The sequence below is a fragment of the Dyadobacter sp. CECT 9275 genome, assembly GCF_907164905.1.
GTDB lineage: Bacteria > Bacteroidota > Bacteroidia > Cytophagales > Spirosomataceae > Dyadobacter > Dyadobacter helix.
This window is the reverse complement of record NZ_CAJRAF010000001.1, coordinates 548,608-573,326: the sequence shown is the minus strand read 5'-3', so window position 1 is coordinate 573,326 and position 24,719 is coordinate 548,608. Positions and strand designations below refer to the sequence as shown.

The window sequence follows — 24,719 nt, the reverse complement described above, 5'->3', positions numbered from 1 at the left end:
CGTTTCGCAGTTATGTGTACGATACTTTGGGCGGATCAGTCCCTGTAAATTTAGGATTTATTATGAAAAACGCCGTAGTTCTGTTTTCTGAATATCAGCGAAATGATGAGAATAGGAATGATACCCATAACTGTTTTTTTACTGATCTCATCGGTTATAATTTCTGATCTTTGCATAGACTGAATTTCGGAGAACATTTTATTATACTCGGGCAGGCCAATATTCTTGACAAGCTCAGCTTTTCCGTGCTCCAGAAGGGTCGCCATTTCGGCCAGATATTTGGTAAAAACGACAGGATCTATGTATGTCACAAAAAAGTATATCAGCCATCCCGCTATGAACGCTGCCACCGTATTCACTACATAACATATCGTCAGTGCTTCCCAGAGATGCAAAAAACCGTCACCAATGTGCTTTCTGTAATACCAGCAGGCACCAGCCATCATGATCAGGTGAATACCAAAATCAAGCACTTTATTATTTCCCAGCGGTACGATCCCGATCAGATAAAGACCTATAAAAAAGGCGAACACCAAAACACCCGTTATCAGGCCAAAGATCAGCGGAAGCTTTAAAATAGGTTTATTAAAATATGCTATTATTGATTTCATAAAATTGAAAACGGCAGTCCGAATAATTTAGCCCGGCTACCGTCTTTGTTAATACCACAATATTTCTCCCCTGTTCAAAATCCCCCTTACTTTTCCTTTTAATGTTTTATTCAGAAAGGGTGAATTTTTTGACTTGGAATAACTCTTTTCAAAGACCCACTCCGTTTCCGGTTCAAAGAAAGTTAGATTTGCTTCGGTACCTTCGCTGATCGTTTGCCTGGCCAGACGGAGGATGTTTCGTGGCCTGGTTGTTAGTTTTTCTATCAATTGCTCCGTACCCAGCCCACAATGTGCAAGAGCCGTTGAGAAAGCCGTTTCAAGACCGGTAATCCCAAAATCGGCGTGATCGAATTCCAGGTTTTTGCTTTCTTCATCATGCGGGCAATGATCCGAAACAATGGCATCAATGGTACCATCCGCAAGTCCTTGTCGGATAGACTCGCCATCGGCTCCGGACCTGAACGGCGGGCTTACCTTTAAGTTGGTATCAAAGCCGATGAGATCCTCATCTGTAAAAGCAAGCTGGTGAGCGGCAATATCGCAAGATACCGGCAGCCCTTTTGCCTTTGCTTCCCGGATCAGATCTACCGCTTTCGAAGTACTGATCAGCGAAAAATGCAGTGAAGGAGCGGTAGCGCTATAGGCTCTGTTTTCGAGGGTATATTCCAGTAATTTCAGATCTCTGATCACCATCATCTCCTCCGCAAGTGAAGGTATCCCTTTCATGCCGATGAGCGTGCTGGTAACGCCTTCATGCATCTGCCCGTAGAGAGCAAGCTGTCGATCTTCCGGCCGGTTCATCAGTAGGGTATTGAGTGGCTGCAGGTACAACAGGGTTTTCAGTAACAGATCCGCATTCTGAATAGGATACTCCCCATCTGTGAAAGCTATGGCTCCTGCGGCATGCAAATCCATCATTTCGGTGAAATCAACTCCCTCTGCGTTCCGGGTAACAGCCGCGGCAACATGCAAACGAACCGCCCCAATATTACCGGCCTGGTGCAGATACCGTACAGTATCCTTGCTGTGCACCACCGGAGATGAGTTGGGCAGCAAAACAATTTCCGTAAAACCGCCACGAGCCGCTGCTTCACGCACCGACACGAGGTCCTCTTTGTGCTCAAAACCGGGATCCCGGGAAGCAACACGCATATCTACCCAGCCATTGGAAACACACAGGCCGTTTCCGGAATATTCCGAAGCGCCTTCGCTGGTAAGATCATCCCCGATCTGTTTGATGATCCCGTCTTCTATCAGCAAATCTTTGACCTGACCATTCAAAGCCGAACTATTATCAATGACCCTGGCCGACCGGACTATTACTTTCATCTAAATCGATTTCTATTTACGAACAACGGATACATTTGCTCCTGTTCCCTTATTTTAATTCGTGCCTGTTAAATCAAAAATTGGTATCTATAAAAAAAGCTCCCAGAGGAGCTTCAAATTCTTATCAGGCACCAATAAAACTTTTGTAGTCCTCAGCAGAGAGCAAACCATCAATATCCCCTGGATTGGAAACACTGATCTTTACCATCCAGCCCTTTTCATAGGGATCCGAATTGACTAGTTCAGGTTCGGCGTCCAGTGCGTCATTCACTTCCAACACCGTGCCGGCCACAGGAATAAAAAGATCGGAAACCGTTTTCACCGCTTCAACAGAACCAAAAACATCACCTTTTTCAAGTGTGTCTCCCACGGTGTTAATATCCACATATACAATATCGCCAAGCTCCTGCTGCGCATGGTCAGTAATTCCAATGTAGGCCGTGTCACCCTCGATGCGGATCCACTCGTGATCTTCTGTATACTTTAGTTCTGAAGGGAAATTCATGATATGTCTGGTGTAAAGTTGGGATATGACTTTCGTCCGCAAATTACAGGATGTACACTGTATTTTCCAAATGGAAATTTTTTATTCCGCCAGATTGAATTTCAGCTGAACACCACCCGAGGTACTTGATCTGTAAAATGAATTGGATACCAGCGGGTCGTTAAAGGTTCTGTCGAAATACAAAGTAAAGTTCAGGCGGTTGCTCACTGCATACTGAATGGTAGGGCGCAGCTGGAAATTAATATTACCTGCTATGGGAATATTCTCTCCATCAAATTTCCGCTGAATTGCCCTGGTATCTGCAAAGGTCAGCATGATCTGCGTGGTCAGGTCATTTTTCAGCCTTTTTTTCACCCCGTTGATTTTGAAAGGAATTGCCACATTGTTTTTGGTAAATCCAATCCTGACCCTCATATTCTGATCGAATAACTCAGCCACCTGGGAGTTGGAAAGGCTCAGTGCGATGCTCCGGCTTCTGTTGTAGTCAAAACTTACCGTGATTCTGCTTTGCGTCCGGAATTCAACCCCCAGTAACGGCTCAAACCGCTCCTGAAGAGTAATGGTACTCATAGCAAAAACCGGCACATACTGTCCCAGATCATTAAGCCTGGACGACAGCGGATAGCCATTCACCGCCAGGTTCACATATAGCGCTTCATAGTCCAGAGAGGACGTAAAATTGCCCACGCTATACTCTGAAGAATATTTATGATTCAGTGAAAACGAGCTGAATAACCTTTTGAACAACGCCAGCTGTGACAGTCCCGTGTACCTTACGTCCCAGTTGGGCATCGGAAATTTCAGAAATGGGTTGGTCCTGACCGTCAAGGGATCTTTGCCCCGGTAAGCTGCAAAAAAGGCCGAAATCAAAACATCCTGTGAGTTCTCATTGTACTCTCCCCCACTCTTATTTTCACTGTTCAACCGATCTCTGAGAATGGCACGATAGGCCCTGAATTTATCGAATACTTCGGAAGAATTATCTCTTTTCGCCTTTGCAAAAGCAGTTCTGAATGACAGGAACGACATCCTGAACTGTCCGTTACGCAGTGGGTTTTGGGAAACAAACGGTCCGCCCGCACTCTCCGGTCTGTAAAATTCCTGATACGCATCCTGACGTTCCAGGCTGGCATTAAGCGTCACCTTGAAGTCTTTAAACGGTTCGAGCGAAGTACCTGCATTGAAACGCTTGGAAATCGTTTGCTGAAACGGCTGGTTCTGCTCCATGCTTTTGGTAATCCACCCCTTTTCTGCTGCTTTCATCTGAAAGTTACGATCCTGCTGTCCCAGCACAAAACCCAGCCCTGGTGCATTGGCATTATCCAGCCCGAAGTACTTCGGCGCTCGCAGATATCCCGGCAAGGCTGTGGTTTCCTGTATGGTATAGCTGAAATTAATTCCGCGTACGGTCATCAGCAGACGGGTGATATTTTTGAGAACATCGGTAGATCTCATATCTACCTCTTCTATATCCCCAGGACTTCTGGCAAAGTTTTTACGTGAGGCCGAAGGGGTGTTGGCAAATTTCAGATACTTAAGTTTGTTATAAAGGGCTACAAAATCCACCTTCCCCGAAAGCCCTCTTTCGCGGCTGTTACGGATAATATCTCCGAACGGTAATCCCGTGGTATCCTTTAGCCCGAGCGCATTCGCCTGGTATTGGTAAGCCACAGCATGCTTGTAATCGGCGGTCATCCAGTCCAGCAATGGAATCTTATCCAGTGGCAAACGGTAGGTCAGGTCAATCCGCTGGTCAAAGTTTTTGATCCGTCCCAGTTTTTTAAAATTAGCCCATAACGAATCTTTCTTTTCCTGGGTATTGATATCTCCCCCTGGCTCGTCAATAATAGAGTTGGCAGATGCATTGTAAGTAAGTGTCATATTCCTGGTGAGGTTCCAGCCCAGGTCGTAGTACCGGTTAAACCAGAAATATTTCTCATACATAGGCTGAATACCATCTGTGGTAAGATCTGCATTGCGCAACTGTGTTTTCAGGAACCGTCTGTCAACATCGGTACGCACGGATACCATGTTGGGGAGCAATGTCAGGTTAAACTCCTTGATAAACTCTCCCCATCTGTTTTTGGTCTGCCATTTTTTAAATGGCTCAAACGCTTTCGGCTGGCTGCTGTAAGTATAGGCAATACCACCCTTATACATTTTCTGGGTATATTCCTGCGTCAGGATATTCCTCCGGCGATCGTCGCTGAAGGCATAGGTAAATGCAAAATTCTCAAAATCATAAAAGTGATTTTTGGCCCCGGGCTTTGTTTTGACCTTCCTTACGTTCGAAAAATTGATACCTCTTTTAACTCCGTTTTCTTCCACCATCCGCCGGTATCCGTCCCGTTCTTCATCGGTTCGAAGATTATCCAGGGAGGTATTCAAAGGTGTATCCGGATCCAGCGGATCAAAATGCGGCTTCACATTCCGGCGGTCATAACTCACAAACATGGGAATACTGAAACCCCAGCTCTGCGGCAGCAGCTTATCCAGCGAGACATTGGAAGAGATACCAAATTCCGAAGTGAAGTTTCGGGTCCGTTCCCCGATTCTTTGCTGTACGCTCCCAAAACCGAATGTCTCGATACGCCCCGAGGCAGATACCGTGGCAAAATCAGCCAGCTTGGCATTAAGCTGGGCAATAGCAGCCATTCCGCCCGTATCATCAAATCCTTCCACGTGCATTTCATCAACCCATAAACAAAAGCTCTTGGCCGCTTCATCATTGGATTTAGGATTACGCATCCCGATCATCATTACCTTCACGGCACTCAAATCCGGATTTCCCACCACCGTCAGTTCATATTTACCATCATCGGTGAGGATGGTGTAGGGCACACTCTGGTTTTTATCAATCTGTCTGTTTCGCAGAGATTTCACCCTGATCAGGTCTGCCAGTGCTATATTAATTTCGTTGGTCTCAGGCCATACTTCCGTATCCACGCTGGCCGACGGAGTAGTTGCTTTCAGCTTCGGGATATTGATTTCATAGTAATTCTGAGTGAGGTCGGTACCTATCCGCATAAACCCTCCCACCATATAGTCTTCATCCTGATCGTTCTGCATGTGAACATACATCCGCAGACGCTTGCGAAAGAGCAGGTCCAGGTTCACATTTTTGTATACGGCCCGTGCATCTCCGTCACGAAGGTTGGTCACACAGATACTCATCGATTGCTCATTCAACAACAGAGGAGGCCGCTGGGTGTTGTCCTGGTCCCGGATCCACCCCGGAGGCAGGGTATACTGATATTTTCTGTCAGAAGTAGTACTTTTTTGTCCGTTCTCCTCAATACTCACGGTCCCAATGGTAAGCTTGGCATCATAAGGTTCAGGAACTTCTTCCAAACCTGTACTGCTAAGTTCGGCAGTGTACTTGCGATATTGCTGCCCTACCATCTGCAATTGGGCAAAACGAAGTACAACGGGCTGCTCAAATTCGGCCAGGTACATTCTGATGAACCGGATCGACTTAAAGCCGTTCATTCCCCCTACATTGCCGGTAAATTCCTTTAGAGGTACCCTGAACAGATACCAGTTCTGTCCGTCAGTCACGGTTTTATCCACAACATATCCGCTACCGACAGCCAGCTGATCCGGTTTGAGGTCTATCTCATACTCGTAATAGGATTCGTTGTCATTAATGGTATTGTCCACATTCATATCCTCACCATCCGGTATATTAATGGAAGAGGGTGTGATGGTTGCCGCATTTCCAGAACTCTCCGGTGAATTGTTTTCCATTCCCAGATAGTTTTTGTAGCGTTCAAGCACCTTACTGTTGGCACTATCCAGTTCAGCTCCAAGGAAAAACCTAAAGTCATCTCCGGAAGGATCAGAGATTATTTTCTGCCTGGCCTCGGTGGTCAGGTTAGCGGGTAATCTGTCTATATATTGTTTAAAGAAAATCCTTTCTTCTTCATTTGTAAGACCGTCCAGACCGATATCCTGCCGCTGCCGTGCGCCTGATTCATTACTGAAAGCGTTGATCAGATACTGGGATTTGGTGACATACCCCCATGCCGTAGAATCTACATTGACGTTCACCACTTTTTGAGTAATGGGCAAACCATTCTCAAAATTGTAACGTTCGTCCGGAATGGCATCCTCGGATATATCTCCCAGGTTGAAAACCAGCTTGCCACCTGTGTTGTTAGGCTTGTTCTCAAACCCATCCCGCACTACACCTTTTACATTATCTTTGATAAAGGGATCCAACATCCAGAACTCAATATTTTCGATATTGGCATTATCAAAATCATTGTCTGAAGTAATGGCCCGCGTAAGCGCTCCAAAGTTTTGCTTGGGAAGCTTCAGACGGCCATCGGGCGTTAAGTCTGTATTGTAATTGTAGATACCCCGCTCACTCGGATAGTAGGCAATATCCAGTATATTTTGCGGATAAGTCACCAGCCCGGCAATGGAACGGTTCGGGAATATTTCATTAGGCAGATACAATCTCTCGTAAAAATTCTCTCTGTCGGCTTCCGTTATATTAGAAGGCGACTGGTACCCTCCTCCTAAGCCCTGCGCGCCGCCAAAAATATTATCAACGGTGTAGGCAGATATTTTGGCCCGCTTGTAGGCATAGGCCAGTGACTTCCCATCGGCTCCGCTTCTGAATTTGGCCGGAACCGCAGCAAGGCGCCATTTCTGAGGTTGGCGTGCCAGATCATAGACCGTACGTGCTGATTCAAAATCATCTACCAGAGACCTGTTATTAACGTCTTTGGACACGCCTGGGAAAAGCTTGGCAACCTCCGCTTTAAACTGAATGGTGGACATTTCTTTGGTCTGGATCAACGGAAGCTTGTCCAGCCACCGGGTCAGGAACGGAACATCTTTTCTGACATTGATATCAAAACCCACCATTGTGTTATTTACCGGCTCATTCCCAATAGAAACCCGGGTAAGAAAACCCGCCGGCCTCTCCCGGTATTTCATGGCAGTGAGCCCGATACTCATATCCCGGTTAACCACGTAGTCAAGCCTTGTTCCCAGCAGAGAGCGGATCTGGTTCTGGAACATATCCGGACGTTCATATTCAATCACGATCTCTCGTCCGGAATTAAGAACGCTGGTGTTGATGATACGTACCTGGCCGATCTGTGCCTCGACTATGTAATCGGAACCTGCCGAAAGCGGCACTCCGCCCGAGGTCACCGTCACCGACGATTCCAGCACGTTAAACGGTAACTGTACGGTAGTACCTGAACTGGACTGATAAGATCCTTTAAGATAATATTTATTCCGCTCGGTAATCTGCTGAGCGTCGATCATCGTTGTCCGATACAGTTCATTAAATACATACTTACTTCGATATTGATCTTCCCCGGCGCCAAATTTCCTTGACAGCGTTGACCCAAACGGTTCCAGCACCGGAAAAATGATGCGACCTGTTTTGGTATCCACAGTAAGTTTATCCACAAAGTCGAAGTTGCCATCGGGCTGAAGATCATTCACAGGGTTGAGCCGGTCAAGACCCAGCAGGCGTATCAGCGGTACATTGGCAATACTGCTTTCCTGAAGATTGGGGTTGTCAATACCTGTCAAATCATCCTTATAAATTACCCTGAGCTGAAATCCCTGCTTATCGATCTGGCTGGTTCCTAATGAATAAACGTTTTTCATCATCAGATCCCACATAGGCAGGTTGGTATTGTTACGTATCGTCGACGACTTGAGTAATTTCAGCGCAATTACCTCATTATCCTTCCGGTTCTGGTAATCCTCCGTGAGTTCACCCACCTTGTAAGACCTCCCGTTTAATGTATATTCATAGGCTACTGCCAGAATTTCATCATTGCGCAGGGCGGTAGTCAACGATATGTAACCAAGCTGTGGGTGAAAAGTATAATCTCTTTCAGCTACCAGTTTTTTGGCTCCTCTCAATAATTCATAATCCACTGCTTTCTCAAACCCCAAACCAGTGATAAATGAATTCGTGGCATCCACTTGCCGGAAACCTTCGTTATTTTTAAGCGTGTTATACAAACCATTTGTAGCATTATCAACCGGCAAATTGGAACGAATGGGCGCCAGGTTCTGGCTGCCGCTCCGATACGGGGAGGGTTCCCCCAAATCCGTAAAGCCGACAACGTTGCGCAGAGATTCCGTGGTGGTGGTACGGTTTGTTACGTATACCTCCATACGGGTTACTGTCACTCCGGAAGTGATCTGAGGGGTATTCTGAAGTGATTTTTCATAAATACTCCGGAAATACTGCGACAGGAAGAAGTTTCGGTTTTCGTCGTAGGTATCAGCCTTCAGCTCAAATTCCCTGCTTTGCGCCCCGCCTCTGAGAACAAACCTCTCTTTGCTGGATCTCTGATTGGACGCCACAAAAGTGGCACTCAGTCTGCCAAACTGAAAATCGGTTTTAATACCAAACAGATTCTGTACGCCGGGAATAAGCTGGCTGTTGATCGCCCAGTTGATATTACCCGCTTCAATTTTTCGGATAAAACTTTCTTCCGGATTTTTATAGTTCAGCTTAATGGCATTCTCAAAATTAAAATTGGCCTTGGTATCAAAGTTCGTCTGAAAACCCAGCTGGTCTCCCAGTTTTGCGTCAAAATTAATGTTAATCTGTTGATTGAAAATAAACTGGGTAGTCTTCCGCTGTCTGATCGGGATAACGGGATTATCAAGAAACTGGTGCATCACACCCAGATCAAGGGATACAAAACCGGTGGGTTTAAAATTTATAAAATCATCTCCCAGCAATTTTGAAATGGCAGGCGGAATATCCAACTTGGGCAACAATCCCCTGGCCCCCATGGCACTTTTTCCATCTTGCCTGCCTGCATATTCCCTTAAAAGACTTTTGAATGCCCTGTCCTCCTGAATCTTGTCATAAGTTTCGATATCCATGAGCTCAGGCGCGCGGTAGTCCAAGCGGCCCGTTGGCGTCTGGATCTGCTCAGTTACACCCACCTTGCCCGAACTATCCAGCAAGATGCTGGTAGCGATATTGGCCGGATCTTTTAAATAAAAGGGTGACCGTGGCCGGGGCTGCACCAGCCGGTTGGCATAATAGTCCTTCAGCCGGGTGATCATCTGGCTACCCGATCGGCCTATGGTTCTTTTAGTTGAATCAACAAGGGTATCCGCCGCCAGCACCAGGTCGGCGAGGTATGGGGTATTATCCGTCTCTATATCAACCGGGGCCGTTGCTAATAGCATGGCTCCAGCCGAAAATGTTAAAGCCTTAAAAAGCAGTGAGTAAACCGTTGATGACAAAGCTAATTCTGAATTTTGGGAAGGTTGGGGCTAATATCAAATCCATGTTTTCCGAAACCGGCACGAGAAGTCCTGTAATTACTACCGCAATGCAAGTTTTATCAATTGTTCCACCGTGATACCGCTTCCCTCCCGCTTTATTATTGAATCAATACTTTTTTCGGCAGTGGCCTTAGGTATACCCAGCGTCACCAGTGCAGCCATCGCCTCATTTCGTATCCGAGCCGACGTCCCGTCTGAAGTTCTGAAATCAGCATTCAGGGAAATTGCTTCTTTCTTCATTTTATCCTTTAATTCAAGGATAACGCGCTGGGCAGTCTTGGAACCTATGCCTTTAATCGATTGGATCAGACGGACATCTTCCTCCGCAATGCCTTTCATAATTTCTTCGGACGAAAATGAAGATAACATAACGAGTGCAGTGGAAGGACCTACACCTGATACGCCTATCAGGTCAAGAAAAAGCTTTTTTTCCTCTTCTGCCCAAAACCCAAAGAGGACGTGGGCATCCTCTCGGATACTGAGATATGTTACTAGCTTACATCGAACACCTTTTTCAGGAAGTGCGGCATACGTCTGGAGGGAAATTTTTAATTCATACCCCAGCCCGTTTACGTCGATTATTGCATAGGCTGGATCTTTGTGAACAACCGTTCCGCTAACGTAGGCAATCATAAATATTATTTAGCATGTGTGAAAGTGCTTACAGTACTAGCCAGAAATCAATAGCTTCATACCTGGTTTGATCTCATTTCCTCTTATTCTATTCGCTCTTTTTAAATCACTCAGAGGCAGGCCGTAGCGTTGGGAAATAGTCCATAGTGTATCACCGTGCTGAACCGTGTGATAGCGCATTTTTATTTTCTTATGGCTTTTTACCGGAGCCTCTGTAGCCGACCCGTATGTAGAAGCAACAGCATTTTTTACAGGCACCTTTTCTCTGACTTGCTTATAGAGCACCAGATGCTGCCCCTTCCGTATTCTGCTACTCCGCAACCGATTCCATTTTTTTAGCTGAGCAACTTCTACCCGATTTTTACTTGCAATGGATTGAAGTGTTTCGCCTCGTCTGACGGTATGCGTTGTTCTTTTTGATCTTACCCGGCTAGCCGTTTCGGGCTCTTCGTCCTCCTCTTCAGTATTGGCGTATAACTTGCCCGTTGCCGCTAATACTGAATCCGTGGAAGCGCTGTCTGTCCGTGCCAGCATAACCTGTCCCGGGAGTAGCCTGCGTGTACAGGAATCCATGATAGAACTTCTGTTGGCTACCAGATAAGTATATTTAACACTGGGCACTTTTAAGACAAAACCCTGGGTATTATCAGGAAGTATCGTTTTTGTAATCTGCGGATTCAGTTTGTTCAATTCCTCAAAATCAATCCCGCTGTTGGTGCAGAATGCCTCCAGGTCGATATACCCATTGATATGGATCGTGTCACTGGGAACCAGATATTCCGGATTTTCAGGGTAGATCCCATGGTCATGTCCATAATTCATCATATAGTTCATTGCCACAAATTGCGGGACATACGACCGGGTTTCTTTGGGAAGTACATTGTATATGGTCCAAAAAGTGGTGCCTCTTGACCTGCGCATGGCTCGCTTGACGTTTCCCGGACCTGTGTTGTAAGAGGCTAGTGCGAGTTCCCAGTCTCCAAAAATATTGTGTAGCTGTGTCAGATACCTGCATGCCGCATCAGTTGCCTTCACCGGTTCAAAACGCTCATCAATGTATCCGTTCTGCTGCAGCCCGAACTCCCTTCCCGTTGCAGACATAAACTGCCAAAGCCCTCCGGCACGTGCTCTTGAAATGGCCCTGGGATTTAGCCCTGACTCGATCATGGAAAGGTACTTAAGCTCCTGCGGAAGGCCATATTTCTGGAGTGTTTTTTCAAAAAGGGGAAAATACAAAGGCATTTTCTCCATCATGGTCCGCGTGAAATTCGCTTTTTTATAGATAAAATACTCTACAAATTCGTGAGATGATTTATTATAGTTAAGGGGTATAGACTTTTCAAGCCTGGCAAATCTCTCTCTTAGCAATGGCTCCGGAATGGAAGGTGTGTTTCCGATCTCCTCCACGTCTGGCAAATAGGCCAGCGCTATCTCGTCTGCCGCTGCGGCAATTCCAAGTGTATCCTGTTCCCATTTACCCTGCTCTAGTGGAATACTCGCCACAGCCCACACATTTCCCATTCCTGCAAACATGGCTCCGAGCCAAAACACTCTCTTTGAAATCTTCATTAATAAATGTTTTTTGAAGGTTATCTATTCCTGGTCTTTATCATTGGGCCTACCCCTACATTTTAACTATGGGATATTCCCTGTCTTATAACTTTTCAAGCCACTCAAAATCAGCCTGTTGAATCAGAATAATCTCTTAGACATTAACACTAGTCAATTCTGAAAGGAGCTCCTTTCCGTTTTTACCCTCATGAATGCTCCGTGCCGGTACGATTTTTTACTATATCACATGCGGAAGGGTCCGCAGGATCCATTTACAAATCCGGCAAAAAAATTATGACATCGCAAGGCTTTCACCGATCAGCCGCTGTAACTGCCTGGCGAACGAGAGCATATCACTTTCTCCAAAATACGGGGCCATAATCTGTATTCCTATGGGCATCCCGTCACGATCAGTACCATTAGGAATTGAAATCGCCGGACAACCCACAACATTTGCATGTACCGTAAAAATATCTGCGAGATACATCTGGAGCGGATCTTCGGTTTTTTCCCCGATCGTAAACGCGGTGGTCGGCGTTACGGGCGATATGAAAAAATCATAATTTTCAAAAAACTTTTCGGTCTCCGCCCGTACCAAACTTCTAACGCGTTGCGCTTTGGTATAGTATGCGTCATAGTAATTTGCACTCAAAACAAATGTCCCCAGCAAAATTCTTCTTCTTACTTCATCTCCAAAACCCTCTGTCCGGGATTTTTTATATAAAGACTCCAGATCTACCGCTTCGTTGCTCCGGTGGCCATATCTTACACCATCAAAACGCGACAAATTGGAGCTGGCTTCTGCCGTTGTCAGTATATAATAGGTAGGTAGCAAGTGTGCCAGCGTATGCATCTGCACTGCCTCCACAACGTGCCCTTCCTCCATTAGCCGTTCAAGAACCTCTTTTGTACGTTGCCGTATTTCAGGAGCTATCGACTCATTTTCAATAGATTCCGCAATATAACCAATTCTTACTTTTCTTTCACTACCTAACAACCCACTATAGGCTGGTACATTCCGGGACGAAACGGTACTGTCGAATTCGTCGGCACCGGCCATCACCTCCAGTATCAGTGCCGCATCTTCCACGCTTTTTGTGATAGGCCCGATACAATCAAACGACGAAGCATAGGCGATTAACCCCCAGCGGGAAACCCTGCCGTAGGAAGGCTTGGTACCTACCACCCCACAAAAAGCGGCGGGCTGGCGTACCGAGCCGCCTGTGTCACTGCCCAGTGATGCATGGCAGAGCCCGGCCTGGACAGCCACCGCGGAGCCGCCGGAGGAGCCGCCGGGAACTTTGGTGATATCCTGTGCATTTAATACCGGACCAAACGAGGAATTTTCATTGGACGAACCCATGGCAAACTCGTCACAGTTTTGTCTGCCAATCACAATAGCGTCTTCATCCAGCAACCGCTGAACAGCCGTTGCGGTAAACGGAGCTTTGTAAGCATGAAGGATCTTGCTTCCGGCCTGTACCCCGTGGCCGGTATGGGATAACACGTCTTTCAATCCAACGATGAGGCCCGCCAGTTTCCCTGCCGTACCTTCCCTGATTTTCTCATCGACGGTAGCTGCTTTCTGTAATGCCTCTTGCTGATAAACCTCAACAAAAGCGTTCAAATGGGCCTTGGATTCAATCTGATGCAGGTAATGACTCACTAACTTGACACATGTCAAATCTCCTTCACGTATATCTTTCTGAATTTCAGCCAGTGTCAGGTAATCTTTCAAAATCAATATCTTTGTGGGGTTATTAATAAAGAATCAGAGCCATTTAAGATTGCTTTAAACGGCTCTGCTATATCTTTTAATAAAAAATGGAAGCGTTATTTGGGGTCTTCCATGCTTTTTTCAATATTCTCCTTAACGTCTTTTGTTGCGTTTTTGAATTCATTGATACCTTGCCCCAAACCGCGCATCAACTCAGGAATTTTCTTTGCACCAAAGAATAGTAACACAAACAATGCCACAAAAAAGATCTCCTGACCTCCTAATCCCATAAATGCCAAAACGGTTGCTGATTCCATATCTCTTTTAATTTTTATGTTTACAAATTTAATTATTCTTTTTTATAAAATAAATCAATGACCCGCTTTATCCTATATTAATTGTTTTTTCGCTCTTCTCCCAGACACTGAATTTCTGGATTTCCTCACCCAGGTTTTTGATCAGCCAAACAATAAGGGCAACGTCGTCCGAAATACCTATAATGGGCAGAAAGTCGGGTATCAGGTCAATAGGAGAAACAAAATAGATCAGCACTGCCACTATAGACAGCATACTTTTCCATTGCACGCCCCGGTACTCCCCCGATGCATAGGCTTTCACCATCCTGATCAGCAAAAGCACATTCTGCTGCACGCCCGCCAGGTTCCCTTTCAGTCCGGCAGTCTTTAACTTACCAGCCACGTCACTCACCAGCTTGTAGAGCTTTGAGGCATTACCCGCATACCGGCCAGCCTTGTTTTCGGCCTGTTTAAAAAAAACAGATTTTAAAATTCTCTTTATTAACGAATCGGTATCCATTGATCTCAAAAAAGTGGTTGGTAATGGCAATATAACTATCAACATACGCAAAAAATTGCACATTGGACGCCTGCCTATTACTTTTCACATAAAAAATAACACTCATTATGGTTTTAACAAATTATGTATCCTAAATTTAAGGCTTCTTACAAAACACTATTTTCAAATTCATTAAACCTGTTTCTTTATGAAGATTACTGTCGTAGGGGCTGGCGCGGTTGGCGCAACCACCGCTGATAATATTATCCGTCGCGAATTGGCCGAAGAGGTTGTCTTACTGGACATCAAAGAAGGTGTAAGCGAAGGAAAATCACTGGATATGTACCAGACAGCCGCCTTACTTGGATTTAATACCAGGCCCATAGGTTCAACCAATGATTATGAAAAAACCAAGGGGTCCGATGTAGTGGTGATTACCTCCGGCCTTCCCCGTAAGCCTGGTATGACCCGTGAAGAACTCATCGGCATCAATGCCGGTATCGTAAAAGGTGTAACTGAAAACATTCTTAAATATTCGCCAAAGGCAATCATCATTGTGGTGTCCAACCCAATGGATACCATGACATACCTCGCTCTGAAAGAATCGGGTATCCCCAAAAAGCGTTTGATCGGGATGGGTGGCGCACTGGACAGTGCCCGTTTTAAAACTTACCTGGCCCTTGCGATGGACGTTTCTCCGCTTGATATTCACGGGATGGTGATCGGCGGTCATGGAGACACCACCATGATCCCTCTCACACGCCTGGCAACCTATAATGGTATCCCTGTGAGCCGTTTCCTGTCAGCCGAGAAACTGGAAAAAGTTGCAGCCGACACCATGGTAGGCGGCGCTACGCTTACAAAGCTCATCGGAACTTCGGCCTGGTATGCACCCGGAGCTGCCACGATGATGCTGGTGGAAAGCATTGTAAGAAATCAAAAAAGGATTGTTCCCTGCAGCGTTTACCTTAACGGGGAGTATGGCCAAAAGGATATCTGTATGGGTGTTCCTGTTGTTTTGGGCAGAAGCGGATGGGAGAAAATTGTAACGCTTCGTTTGAGTGATGCTGAAAAGGCCGCATTTGAAAAATCGGCGGAAGCTGTGCGTTCCATGAACGGAGCATTATCCTTTTCGTAACGGGTCGGTCACGATAAAAGGCAACGGGCTGCACTGAAACAAAGTGTAGCCCGTTGCCTTTTATACCCTTTTAAATCTATATCGAAATCTGATACTGTAATATCAAGGCACCTTTCCTCCCGTTTTTCACCAGTTCATTTGTAGCAACACCTGCTTTGTAAACCGGACGGTTTTCATAATTGAGCGTCAGTTTACCATTATGACCTTTGATCAGCCAGTTCAGCCCAAGGTTATAAAGATTCATAGCATCCTTCAGACGGTCATAATCAGCATGCTGAACGGATACAAAAGGCATGAAAGTACCCTGGTTTCCCAGTAGTCCGTCTTTCAGTTTATATCCGGCCTGGGCATATACCACACTTCCTGTTCCAAACATGGGATAGGTATTCCCGTGTGTTCCACCGACACTTGTAATAGGGAGCGTAGTTCCGGTTGCCGGGTTCATGCTGCCATTATAGCGCAAATATCCCTTACCGTAGTCGGTGTAGAAATAACCCAGGTAACCCGACACCGCCGTGCCCTTTTCTTTGTTAACTGGCATATCAGCATATGCCGCCACTGACCATAAATTCATACTCGAATAAGTCGTGTCAGCTCCTTCCTTTCGCCAGGTAGCATTTTTCTGTGTGATCAGTCCCGCTTCCAGGTTTAGTACCTTTTTTTTACCCAGATAGGTTCCTGTCATATAACCCGGAACGGTATTATCCTCAATATCAAAAATGTTGTAAATCAGCAATCCGTCAAGCTGCATTTTGTGCTTTTTCTGTGCGAAAACAGAATGGGTTCCCAGCGCCGGAGGCACAGAACCGCTGGTTTCGATGGGAAAAGGATCGGCAATACCCAGGCGATAATTGACTTTTCCGATCTGCCCCCTGCTGTAAATGGCCAGCTTACGTGAAAACTGGTCGGTCTGATCAACCGTTGCCTGCCCAAAAACAGGGACGTCCATGGTCATGATGCTACCCACGCTGGGCTGTGAAAAACGGGACAGGCCGTTAACGATGGTAAGTCCGCCGCCGAAACGGATAAAACCTGTGCCCTTACGCTGTAATTCATACTCTCCAAGAGCATCGTGGAAAAATGCTGCGACCTTTCTGTTACTCGGCGTTCCTGCCGTATTATATCCCGGGAACCCATTCACCTTGTTAAAATTATTCATTCCAAACTGGGTATAAAAAAAGATGCGGTCGGTGAGCTGCCCAAAGAGCTGCAAACGGGTACGTCGTAAACCGATATCAAAAGTGCTGGAAGCAGCGTCGCTCAGCACGGTAGTTCCGGGGTTATTATCATTGAAGCGGAGCCAGGTCTGATTCAAAAATGTTACCTTGATGTAATGTGAACCGGATTGATTAAGATTGTAACGGATATCAGACTTTATATTATCGTCCGCGGGCTTTACCTGCGCCATGGCGACAGTTACAGAGAGGAGAAACGGAAAAATTACTTTTTTCATAAACTAACGTTATAATGTTAACGGGACATAAACCCCAGCTAAACCCCTCCATCAGGCATTAAAACCTAACTAAAAGAGCACCAGGATGACTTCCGCCAATAATTTTATACAAGGGGTAACTTCTTTTAAAAACAAGACTACCTCCCGTAGTAAGGGATGCGCCTGGGTATGTTTACTTATTTTTTTTATATTCTTTCAACAATCTTTTGCGCAGGAAATCCCCCCACTCACCAATTATCCGCTCAGTATCTACAAAGCACATAACCAGAACTGGGCGGTCGATCAGAGTAAAGATCATTTAATATATACCGCAAATTCTGATGGTTTGCTGGAATTTGATGGTGCATCCTGGAAGCTTTATCCATTGCCGGACGGACAGATTGTCCGGACTGTCTTATGCGACGACACTCCTTTCCATCATTCGGGAAAAACCGGAATAAATTCATCCGGACAGCGAATCTATACAGGAGGATACGGTGAATTCGGCTATTGGAAAAAAAATAGTTCGGGCCCTCTGAAATACATTTCTCTCAGCAAAAATGCCGGATTCCAGAGTTTAAAAACAGAGGAGATCTGGCATATTCTTAAAACTCCGGCATACATATACTTCCAGTCCTTTTCCAGGATTTACCGGTACGACGGTCGCAACATCGTTGAAATAAGAACCTCCGACAACCTCAACTTTATGTTTATGCGTTATGTCAACGGCAGGCTTCTGATCCAGCTGATCGGAAAGGGATTGTACGAGTTAAAGGACCGCCAGTTCTATCCTGTCGCCGGCACCGAGGTACTTTCTGCTACCACCGTTACGGGTATTTTACCCTTTCCTCAAAACAAAATCCTGATAAGTACTACGAAAAACGGCCTCTTTTTGCTGGACAGCAACAAGATAACTCCCTGGAATATACCACTAAGCGACGAGTTAAAAAGAAATATCATTAACAAAGCAGCGGTACTTCATAAGAACGACAGTTACGCTTTCGGTACCATCCAGAAGGGTATCTATGTTATCGACCCGTCTGGAAGGCTCAAATATCATATCAGTAAAGAAAATGGCCTGCAGAACAATACCGTACTGGCTCTCTCGCAGGACCGGATGGGAAATCTCTGGGCCGCGCTCGACCAGGGCATAGACATGATCAGCCTCACATCCCCGCTTCTTTCCTATCAGACGGCCGGCAACCCGCTGGGTTCAACCTACGCAGCCGCCCTATGGAAAGGGCAACTTTATGTAGGTTCAAATAATGGGGTTTTTACAAAAAGGTGGCTCTCGTCTGAGCCCTTCCGGCCTGTTCCCGGTCTGGAAGGGCAGACCTGGAATCTTAGTACAGTAAACGGTGAGCTCCTCTGCGGACATAACGACGGTACTTATCGGATTGAAAAAAATGGCATTCATCAGATATCTGCCATCAATGGCGGCTGGTTTTTCCTACCCTTTGTAAAACAAAAAGATACACTGCTGATTCAGGGATCTTACAACGGTCTTCATATCTATAAAAAAGACAGACAAGGCCACTGGAGTTATTCTTATCCTGTTACAGGGATTGCCCCCATCCCCATCCGGCAGATCGCAAGCGATACCAACGGAGGATTCTGGCTGGGCCACGCGTACAAAGGATTGTTTTACACGAGGCTCAACGCCAATCTCGACTCGGCGGTTGTCTGGAAAGAATATCTTCCTCCCCGTGATATCCCCAGCGTTTTCAGCGTGCAAGTCAATTCATGGAAGAAAGCCGTCCTGATACGCTCGGCAAGCACTTTTTTCGAACCGGACCAGCACGGAAAACTGGTTCCGAGCAAGACCTTTATGACAGAAAATGAACCTTACAAGGTACGCGCCGGACTTGGTTTCGACTGGTTTAAAATTTATGCCAACCGTGTTGAAATCCATGACCGTAACCATATAAAAAACACGCTGGACATCTCGCTGATCAAAAACAGTGAAACCATTATACCCATTGCCGGAGATTATTATTTCTTCTGCCTCGACGATGGATATGCCTTGTATAACCGGAAAATGGATAAAAAAAACGATGCGCCGAAGATTAGCCCGGTTGTCCGGAAGATCACCAACCTTCAGAATTCGGCCGAGGATTTCATCATACAGAACGGCATGGAGCTCCCGCCCCGCGTACGTGCTGTCCGTATTTCGTTTGCACTGCCTGTTTATGGACGCAACATTCAGTTCCAATACCGGCTGACTGAACTGTCGGCGCACTGGTCAGACTGGACGGACCAGAGTTTTGTAGATTACACCAATCTCCAGTCGGGCCAGTACACTTTTGAATTGAGGAGCTCCGTAAACCCGTCGGTCACCACTTATCGCTTTGGAATTATACCTTATTGGTATGAGACCTCCTATGCCAGGGTCGCATTCCTGATGGCTGGTGGATTGCTTTTGCTATCACTGTTGATATATCAGGAAAAAAGACTGAAAAGGAACAAAGAAAAACTGCTGGCAGAGCAGGAAGAAAAACTAAGGCAACAGCAACTGAGCAGCGAACGAAAAATCATGGAGATACAGAATGACAATCTCCAGAAAGAAATTAAAAACAAAAGCCAGCAACTGAGCAACATTGCCATCAACGTGGTTAAAAAAAATGAGATCCTGGAAGAGATACGCGACGAACTGAAACAGGTAAAGGAAGAAATGGGCCATCAGCTTCCCAATATTCACTATCAAAAGTTATTGCATAGTATCGAACGTAACGTAGCCGGTAAGGATGACTGGGTTTTATTCGAAGACAATTTTAATGAAGTCCATGAAGAATTTTTCAAACGCCTCCGGGCCATCAGCCCTACAATCTCTCCCTCTGAACTTCGGCTTGCAGCATGCCTGCGGATGAACCTATCGACCAAAGAGATGTCTCCCGCTCTGGGAATTTCTATCCGCGGAGTGGAAATCAAACGTTACCGCCTCAGGAAAAAACTTGGCTTACCTGTGGATGTCAACCTGGTTCAGTATATGATGGACATTTAATAAGATTGTACATTTTAAATTAAAAGACCTGTAAACAATCTTAAATATTGCATTATTCTCATTGATGTAATGGTGATGTAGTCACTTATTTGACTGCCCGCTTTTATTAACGATATATTTGAGCACAATTAATTCTTTTAATTATACCAAATTTATCATCATCAATGAAAACTGTTTTACGAACACTGTTTGTAATGCTGCTCCTTGTTATTGGGCTCCAATCTTACGGACAGCAAATTACGGTAACGGGCAAAGTCACCACCACCGATGGCTCGGCCCTCCCGGGAGCGAGTGTCCTGTTAAAGGGAACCACCACGGGCGTCCCCACCGATGTAGACGGCAATTATTCCATTATAACTCCATCCACGCAGTCGGTACTTGTGTTTTCAATGATTGGCATGACGGCCCAGGAAATTACTGTTGGAACACAAACCGTCATAAACGTTATTTTACAAGACGATGCCAGGTCACTGAATGAGGTTATTATTGTGGGTTATGGCACACAACGCAAGCTGGATGTTACCGGATCTGTGGTTCAGATTAAGGGAGACGAGATTTCGAAACAGCCTTCCATGAACGCAGTGAGTGGTCTGCAGGGGAAAGTTGCGGGCGTCCAGATCAGCAACTCGGGAAAACCCGGTGAGGCTCCGCAAATTCGGATCAGGGGAGCGGGTACCGCCTACGGCAGTGCCAATCCGCTGTATGTGGTGGACGGGGTCTGGTTTGACGATATCAGCTTTCTGAACTCGGGTGATATCGAAAGCATGAACATCTTAAAGGATGCGTCCAGTCAATCTATTTACGGCGTCCGGGCGGCCAATGGTGTGGTACTGATTACGACTAAGAAAGGAAAAGCCGGTAATGCAGTAGTAAATTACAATGGGTATGTAGGGTACCAGAAAGTGACAAACCAGATCAAAATGGCCAATGCGAACGAGTATGCAACGATAGTAAATGAGCTGTCTGCTATTAATGGCAAAGGGAATATTCTTGACCCGGCTCAGTTTGGTGAAGGGACAGACTGGTATCATCAGATTCTCAGAAATGCGCTGATAACGAACCACCAGATTTCGATCAGTGGCGGAGGAGAAAAATCTACCTATAATTTTTCTCTGGGTTACTTGAATCAGGATGGTATCGTTAAAAAAAATAACTTCAAAAGATACACCGCCCGCCTGCAAAACGATTTTCAGGTGTTAAAAAGTCTGAAGATAGGTTACACCGCAACGGGTTCGTTCAGCAAATCTAAAGATGAGGCCGGAGGCATTTTCCGTCAGTTGTATGCCGCAGGTCCCGTGGTCCCGGTTTATTATGCCGACGGAACCTATGGGGACCCCACCGACTACAATCTTGGCGACGGGAACAATTTCAATCCGCAAACCACAATCGACTTCTTCAACCAGAATACCAAGAAAACCCTGCTGACCGCGAATGCCTTTGCCGAACTGACGATTTTGAATGGACTGACATTCAGGACAAGCCTTGGAGGCCGTTACGGACAGGACGAGACACGATCTTATGTTCCTAAGTACATTGCCACGTTTAAACAGCGAAACACAACCAGCAAGCTAGAGTTCATTCGGCCCCAAACCAGGTACTGGATCTTCGAAAACACGCTGACCTATACAAAGGATATCGGCAAACACAGCTTCACAGCGTTGGTGGGGCAGTCTGCACAGCGCGACCAGTCCTACAAACTGACGGCCAGTGCCCTTAATGTTCCCTATGAAAGTGAGGGTGACTTATTCCTTACGTTGGGGAGTGCCGACGGACGCAACGTTACGGATGAAGGCGACCTGGGAACGTATGCATCCTATTTCGGACGTGTAAATTATTCTTTCGATGACCGCTTTCTGGTCAATGCTTCGCTACGGGCCGACGGCTCCTCCAAGTTTTACCAGGGAGGTAATGCCTGGGGGTACTTCCCTTCCGTTGGTGCAGGCTGGGTAATCAGCAATGAATCTTTCATGGCTGGTCAGCATATTTTCGACAATTTAAAAATAAGAGGAAGCTGGGGTAAAATCGGGAATGCATCTGTCCCTTCCAACCTATCCACGCTTACGGTGGCCACCGGGGGGAATCTGGCAGCTATTTTCGGCGGACAGGTGAATACCGGTGCCAGTATCAACACCATTATCCCTCCCACTACCTACTGGGAACGTGGTGTAGGAACCGATATTGGTATCGAAGGCGCCCTGTTAAAAAACAGACTTACCATTGAGCTTGATTATTACCTTAAGAAAACGGAGCAAGCTATCTTTGACATTCCCGTGTTGACCTCCCTTGGCACGGCATCCGGAAGAATTGTTGGAAACCAAGCCACCTTTCAAAACAAGGGTATAGAAGCCGTATTGAACTGGCGTGACAACATCGGAAAAGATTTCAATTACAGCATTGGTGTGAACGGTGGGCTGAACAATAATAAGGTACTATCTGTTACTTCCGGGGCAAATGCAATTTACGATGGCGGTGTGGGCCTCACAAGCGGGGCGCTTGCAACCCGTACCGTGGTGGGCGGGCCTATCGGTTCCTTTTACGGATATGTGGTTGACGGGATTTTCCAAAATCAGGATGAGATCAGCAAATCCGCACAACCCAATGCCAAACCGGGTGATTTTAAATACAGAGATATCAGCGGTACCAACGGTACACCCGACGGTACAATCAGTTCATTGGACAGGCAGGTGATTGGCAATCCGAATCCTAAACTGACGTATGGTATCAACACTGCCTTCAATTACAAAAACATTGATCTGAGTCTGGATTTCCAGGGTGTTGCCAAGGTAGATATCTACAATGCAAACCTCGGATGGAGATATGGCAACGAAAACTTCTCGAAGGATTTTTATGATCACCGTTGGCATGGTGAGGGTACTTCAAACACCTACCCTTCTGCCAACATCGGAGGCGGCTCCAATTACCTTCCCAATACCTTCTTTGTGCAAAATGGAAGTTACTTCAGGGTCCGTAATGCACAAATCGGATTCACTTTCCCTCAGCCGGTAAACGATAAGCTGAGAATCAAAAAACTTCGGTTGTACGCCAATGCTCAGAATCCATTGAACTTCTTCAAATACAAAGGGTTGTCGCCAGAGGTAAGAGCTAATGAAAACAAACCTACCCAAGCGGGAATTGACGCTAACGTATATCCGTTATCGGCTACTTATAACTTTGGTATCAATGTTACTTTCTAAGATCATCGGAAATATGAAAAATATAGCACTTAAGCACAATATTAAGCAAGCAGGACTGTATCTGGGGCTCACTTTCCTCCTGCTCTTTCCTTCCGCCTGCGAGCAAAGTTTTTTGGATACTGACCCTCAAGGCAAACAGGCGGGCGTAGTTTTCTGGCAAAATGAAGGCGACGCAACCAAAGCTGTAAACGCCATGTATGCTAATCTAAGGGCCTGGAATAACACGGCTTTCGCAGCAATTGCCGTTGAAAGCATAGGGTCAGACGACGCTGAAAAAGGAAGTACAGCGTCTGACGCAACTTTTTTCAATGATTATGATAACTTTTCGGTTGGGTCCGGAGACGGACAGCTGGGCAGTTTCTGGGAAGGGCAATATCAGAACATCAATTATGCCAACCAGGTACTGGACAATATTCCGGGCATCAGTATGGACGAAACGCTGAAGGCGAGATATCTGGCTGAGGCAAAATTCGTCCGCGCCTATTCCTATTTCAGGCTGGTAAGAGCTTTCGGAGATGTTCCCCTCCGGCTTAAATTACCTGCTGATGCATCGGAATATAATTTACCTCGTTCTCCTAAAGCCGAGGTATATGCTGCTATCGAAAAAGATCTGACGGAAGCGGCAGCTGTACTACCGCAAAGTTATGGTTCAAGTGACATCGGACGGGCAACAAAAGGGGCTGCCATGTCGCTGCATGCAAAGGTATCGATGTACCAGGCCAAATGGCAGCAGGTACTGGATCTTACCAATCAGGTAATCGCCCTGGGGCAATATTCTCTTTTTAATAATTTCGAGCAGCTGTTCCGTATTGCCAACGAAAATTCATCCGAGTCTGTTTTTGAGATTCAGAACGAGTTGGTTCCCTCCAATGCAGCTGCTTCTAACTCACAATATTCTCAGGTTCAGGGTGTGCGGGGAGTAAATGGGGGCGGATGGGGTTTCAACGTTCCAACCAAAGCATTGGCCGACGTCTTTGAAACCGGTGATCCCAGGAAAGACGCCACGATTATATTCAGAGGTGAAACTACCCCGGAAGGTGATGCCATAGCTTCCATCGGAGATAACCCTATGTACAACCAGAAATCCTACGTCCCATTCAGCCTTTTCGTATCAGGTTTTAATGAGGGAGCGCAACAGAATATACGGGTTATCAGGTATGCAGATGTACTGCTCATGAACGCTGAGGCGGCGAATGAACTTGGAAACAGCACACTGGCTTTGTCATCCCTGGAAATGGTACGGGCCCGCGCAAGGGGGGCAAGCAAAACCATACTTCCAAAAGTAACAACTACCGATAAAGCCGCGCTGCGCACCGCGATCTGGAACGAGCGCCATTATGAACTGGCTATGGAATTTGACCGCTATTTTGACGTGATTCGTCAGGGAAGAGGTACCGAGGTCTTTGGGCCAAAGGGATGGAAAGCCAATAAGAATGAAGTATGGCCGGTACCTCAGACAGAAATTGATCTGAGCGCCGGTGTATTGGTACAAAATCCCGGTTATTAATTCATCATCACTTACTAAG

General features: G+C 46.1%; 14 protein-coding genes. 4 read left to right on the top strand and 10 right to left on the bottom strand.

Annotated features, from left to right (window positions below):
* Nucleotides 1-50: 50 nt before the first annotated feature.
* The 9 genes from KOE27_RS02245 to KOE27_RS02205 form a co-directional block, all read right to left on the bottom strand.
* Complete coding sequence (locus KOE27_RS02245; RefSeq protein ID WP_215237230.1) at nucleotides 51-611, bottom strand: DUF4199 domain-containing protein; 561 nt, start codon at nucleotides 609-611, stop codon at nucleotides 51-53.
* 48 nt (nucleotides 612-659) lie between these two features.
* A complete protein-coding gene (locus KOE27_RS02240) occupies nucleotides 660-1,940 on the bottom strand; it encodes a dihydroorotase (protein ID WP_215237229.1) in 1,281 nt (426 codons plus the stop codon).
* A gap of 124 nt (nucleotides 1,941-2,064) precedes the next feature.
* The gene (gcvH, locus tag KOE27_RS02235; protein WP_215237228.1) at nucleotides 2,065-2,445 is read right to left on the bottom strand and encodes a glycine cleavage system protein GcvH; all 381 of its coding nucleotides are present in this window, start codon (nucleotides 2,443-2,445) and stop codon (nucleotides 2,065-2,067) included.
* 81 nt (nucleotides 2,446-2,526) lie between these two features.
* Nucleotides 2,527-9,633: a T9SS outer membrane translocon Sov/SprA gene (gene sov, locus KOE27_RS02230; protein WP_229252599.1), complete on the bottom strand. Its 7,107-nt coding sequence runs from the start codon at nucleotides 9,631-9,633 to the stop codon at nucleotides 2,527-2,529.
* 138 nt (nucleotides 9,634-9,771) lie between these two features.
* On the bottom strand, nucleotides 9,772-10,365 hold the full coding sequence (gene ruvA, locus KOE27_RS02225; protein ID WP_215237226.1) for a Holliday junction branch migration protein RuvA: 594 nt from the start codon (nucleotides 10,363-10,365) through the stop codon (nucleotides 9,772-9,774).
* A 36-nt stretch (nucleotides 10,366-10,401) separates the two neighbouring features.
* Complete coding sequence (locus KOE27_RS02220; RefSeq protein WP_229252598.1) at nucleotides 10,402-11,934, bottom strand: lytic transglycosylase domain-containing protein; 1,533 nt, start codon at nucleotides 11,932-11,934, stop codon at nucleotides 10,402-10,404.
* 274 nt (nucleotides 11,935-12,208) lie between these two features.
* Nucleotides 12,209-13,654 (bottom strand): Asp-tRNA(Asn)/Glu-tRNA(Gln) amidotransferase subunit GatA, encoded by a 1,446-nt coding sequence (gatA, locus tag KOE27_RS02215; protein WP_215237225.1) that lies wholly within the window; start codon nucleotides 13,652-13,654, stop codon nucleotides 12,209-12,211.
* A 95-nt stretch (nucleotides 13,655-13,749) separates the two neighbouring features.
* Nucleotides 13,750-13,950, bottom strand: a complete 201-nt coding sequence (locus KOE27_RS02210; RefSeq protein WP_031528639.1) for a Sec-independent protein translocase subunit TatA/TatB — start codon at nucleotides 13,948-13,950, stop codon at nucleotides 13,750-13,752.
* 67 nt (nucleotides 13,951-14,017) lie between these two features.
* Nucleotides 14,018-14,494, bottom strand: a complete 477-nt coding sequence (locus tag KOE27_RS02205) for a YkvA family protein (RefSeq protein WP_229252597.1) — start codon at nucleotides 14,492-14,494, stop codon at nucleotides 14,018-14,020.
* Between the two features lie 142 nt (nucleotides 14,495-14,636).
* On the opposite strand from KOE27_RS02205, the gene mdh reads away from it, so the two are divergent.
* Complete coding sequence (gene mdh, locus KOE27_RS02200) at nucleotides 14,637-15,566, top strand: malate dehydrogenase (protein WP_215237224.1); 930 nt, start codon at nucleotides 14,637-14,639, stop codon at nucleotides 15,564-15,566.
* 76 nt (nucleotides 15,567-15,642) lie between these two features.
* Here the strand turns inward: mdh and KOE27_RS02195 are convergent, their stop codons facing one another.
* Nucleotides 15,643-17,019: a hypothetical protein gene (locus KOE27_RS02195; protein WP_215237223.1), complete on the bottom strand. Its 1,377-nt coding sequence runs from the start codon at nucleotides 17,017-17,019 to the stop codon at nucleotides 15,643-15,645.
* A gap of 85 nt (nucleotides 17,020-17,104) precedes the next feature.
* On the opposite strand from KOE27_RS02195, the gene KOE27_RS02190 reads away from it, so the two are divergent.
* The 3 genes from KOE27_RS02190 to KOE27_RS02180 all read left to right on the top strand — a co-directional run bounded on the left by KOE27_RS02190 (nucleotide 17,105) and on the right by KOE27_RS02180 (nucleotide 24,700).
* The gene (locus KOE27_RS02190; protein ID WP_215237222.1) at nucleotides 17,105-19,999 is read left to right on the top strand and encodes a triple tyrosine motif-containing protein; all 2,895 of its coding nucleotides are present in this window, start codon (nucleotides 17,105-17,107) and stop codon (nucleotides 19,997-19,999) included.
* A 164-nt stretch (nucleotides 20,000-20,163) separates the two neighbouring features.
* On the top strand, nucleotides 20,164-23,193 hold the full coding sequence (locus tag KOE27_RS02185) for a SusC/RagA family TonB-linked outer membrane protein (RefSeq protein WP_215237221.1): 3,030 nt from the start codon (nucleotides 20,164-20,166) through the stop codon (nucleotides 23,191-23,193).
* Complete coding sequence (locus KOE27_RS02180; protein ID WP_215237220.1) at nucleotides 23,180-24,700, top strand: RagB/SusD family nutrient uptake outer membrane protein; 1,521 nt, start codon at nucleotides 23,180-23,182, stop codon at nucleotides 24,698-24,700. The genes KOE27_RS02185 and KOE27_RS02180 overlap by 14 nt, the downstream gene beginning before the upstream one ends.
* The last annotated feature ends 19 nt before the right edge of the window (nucleotides 24,701-24,719 follow it).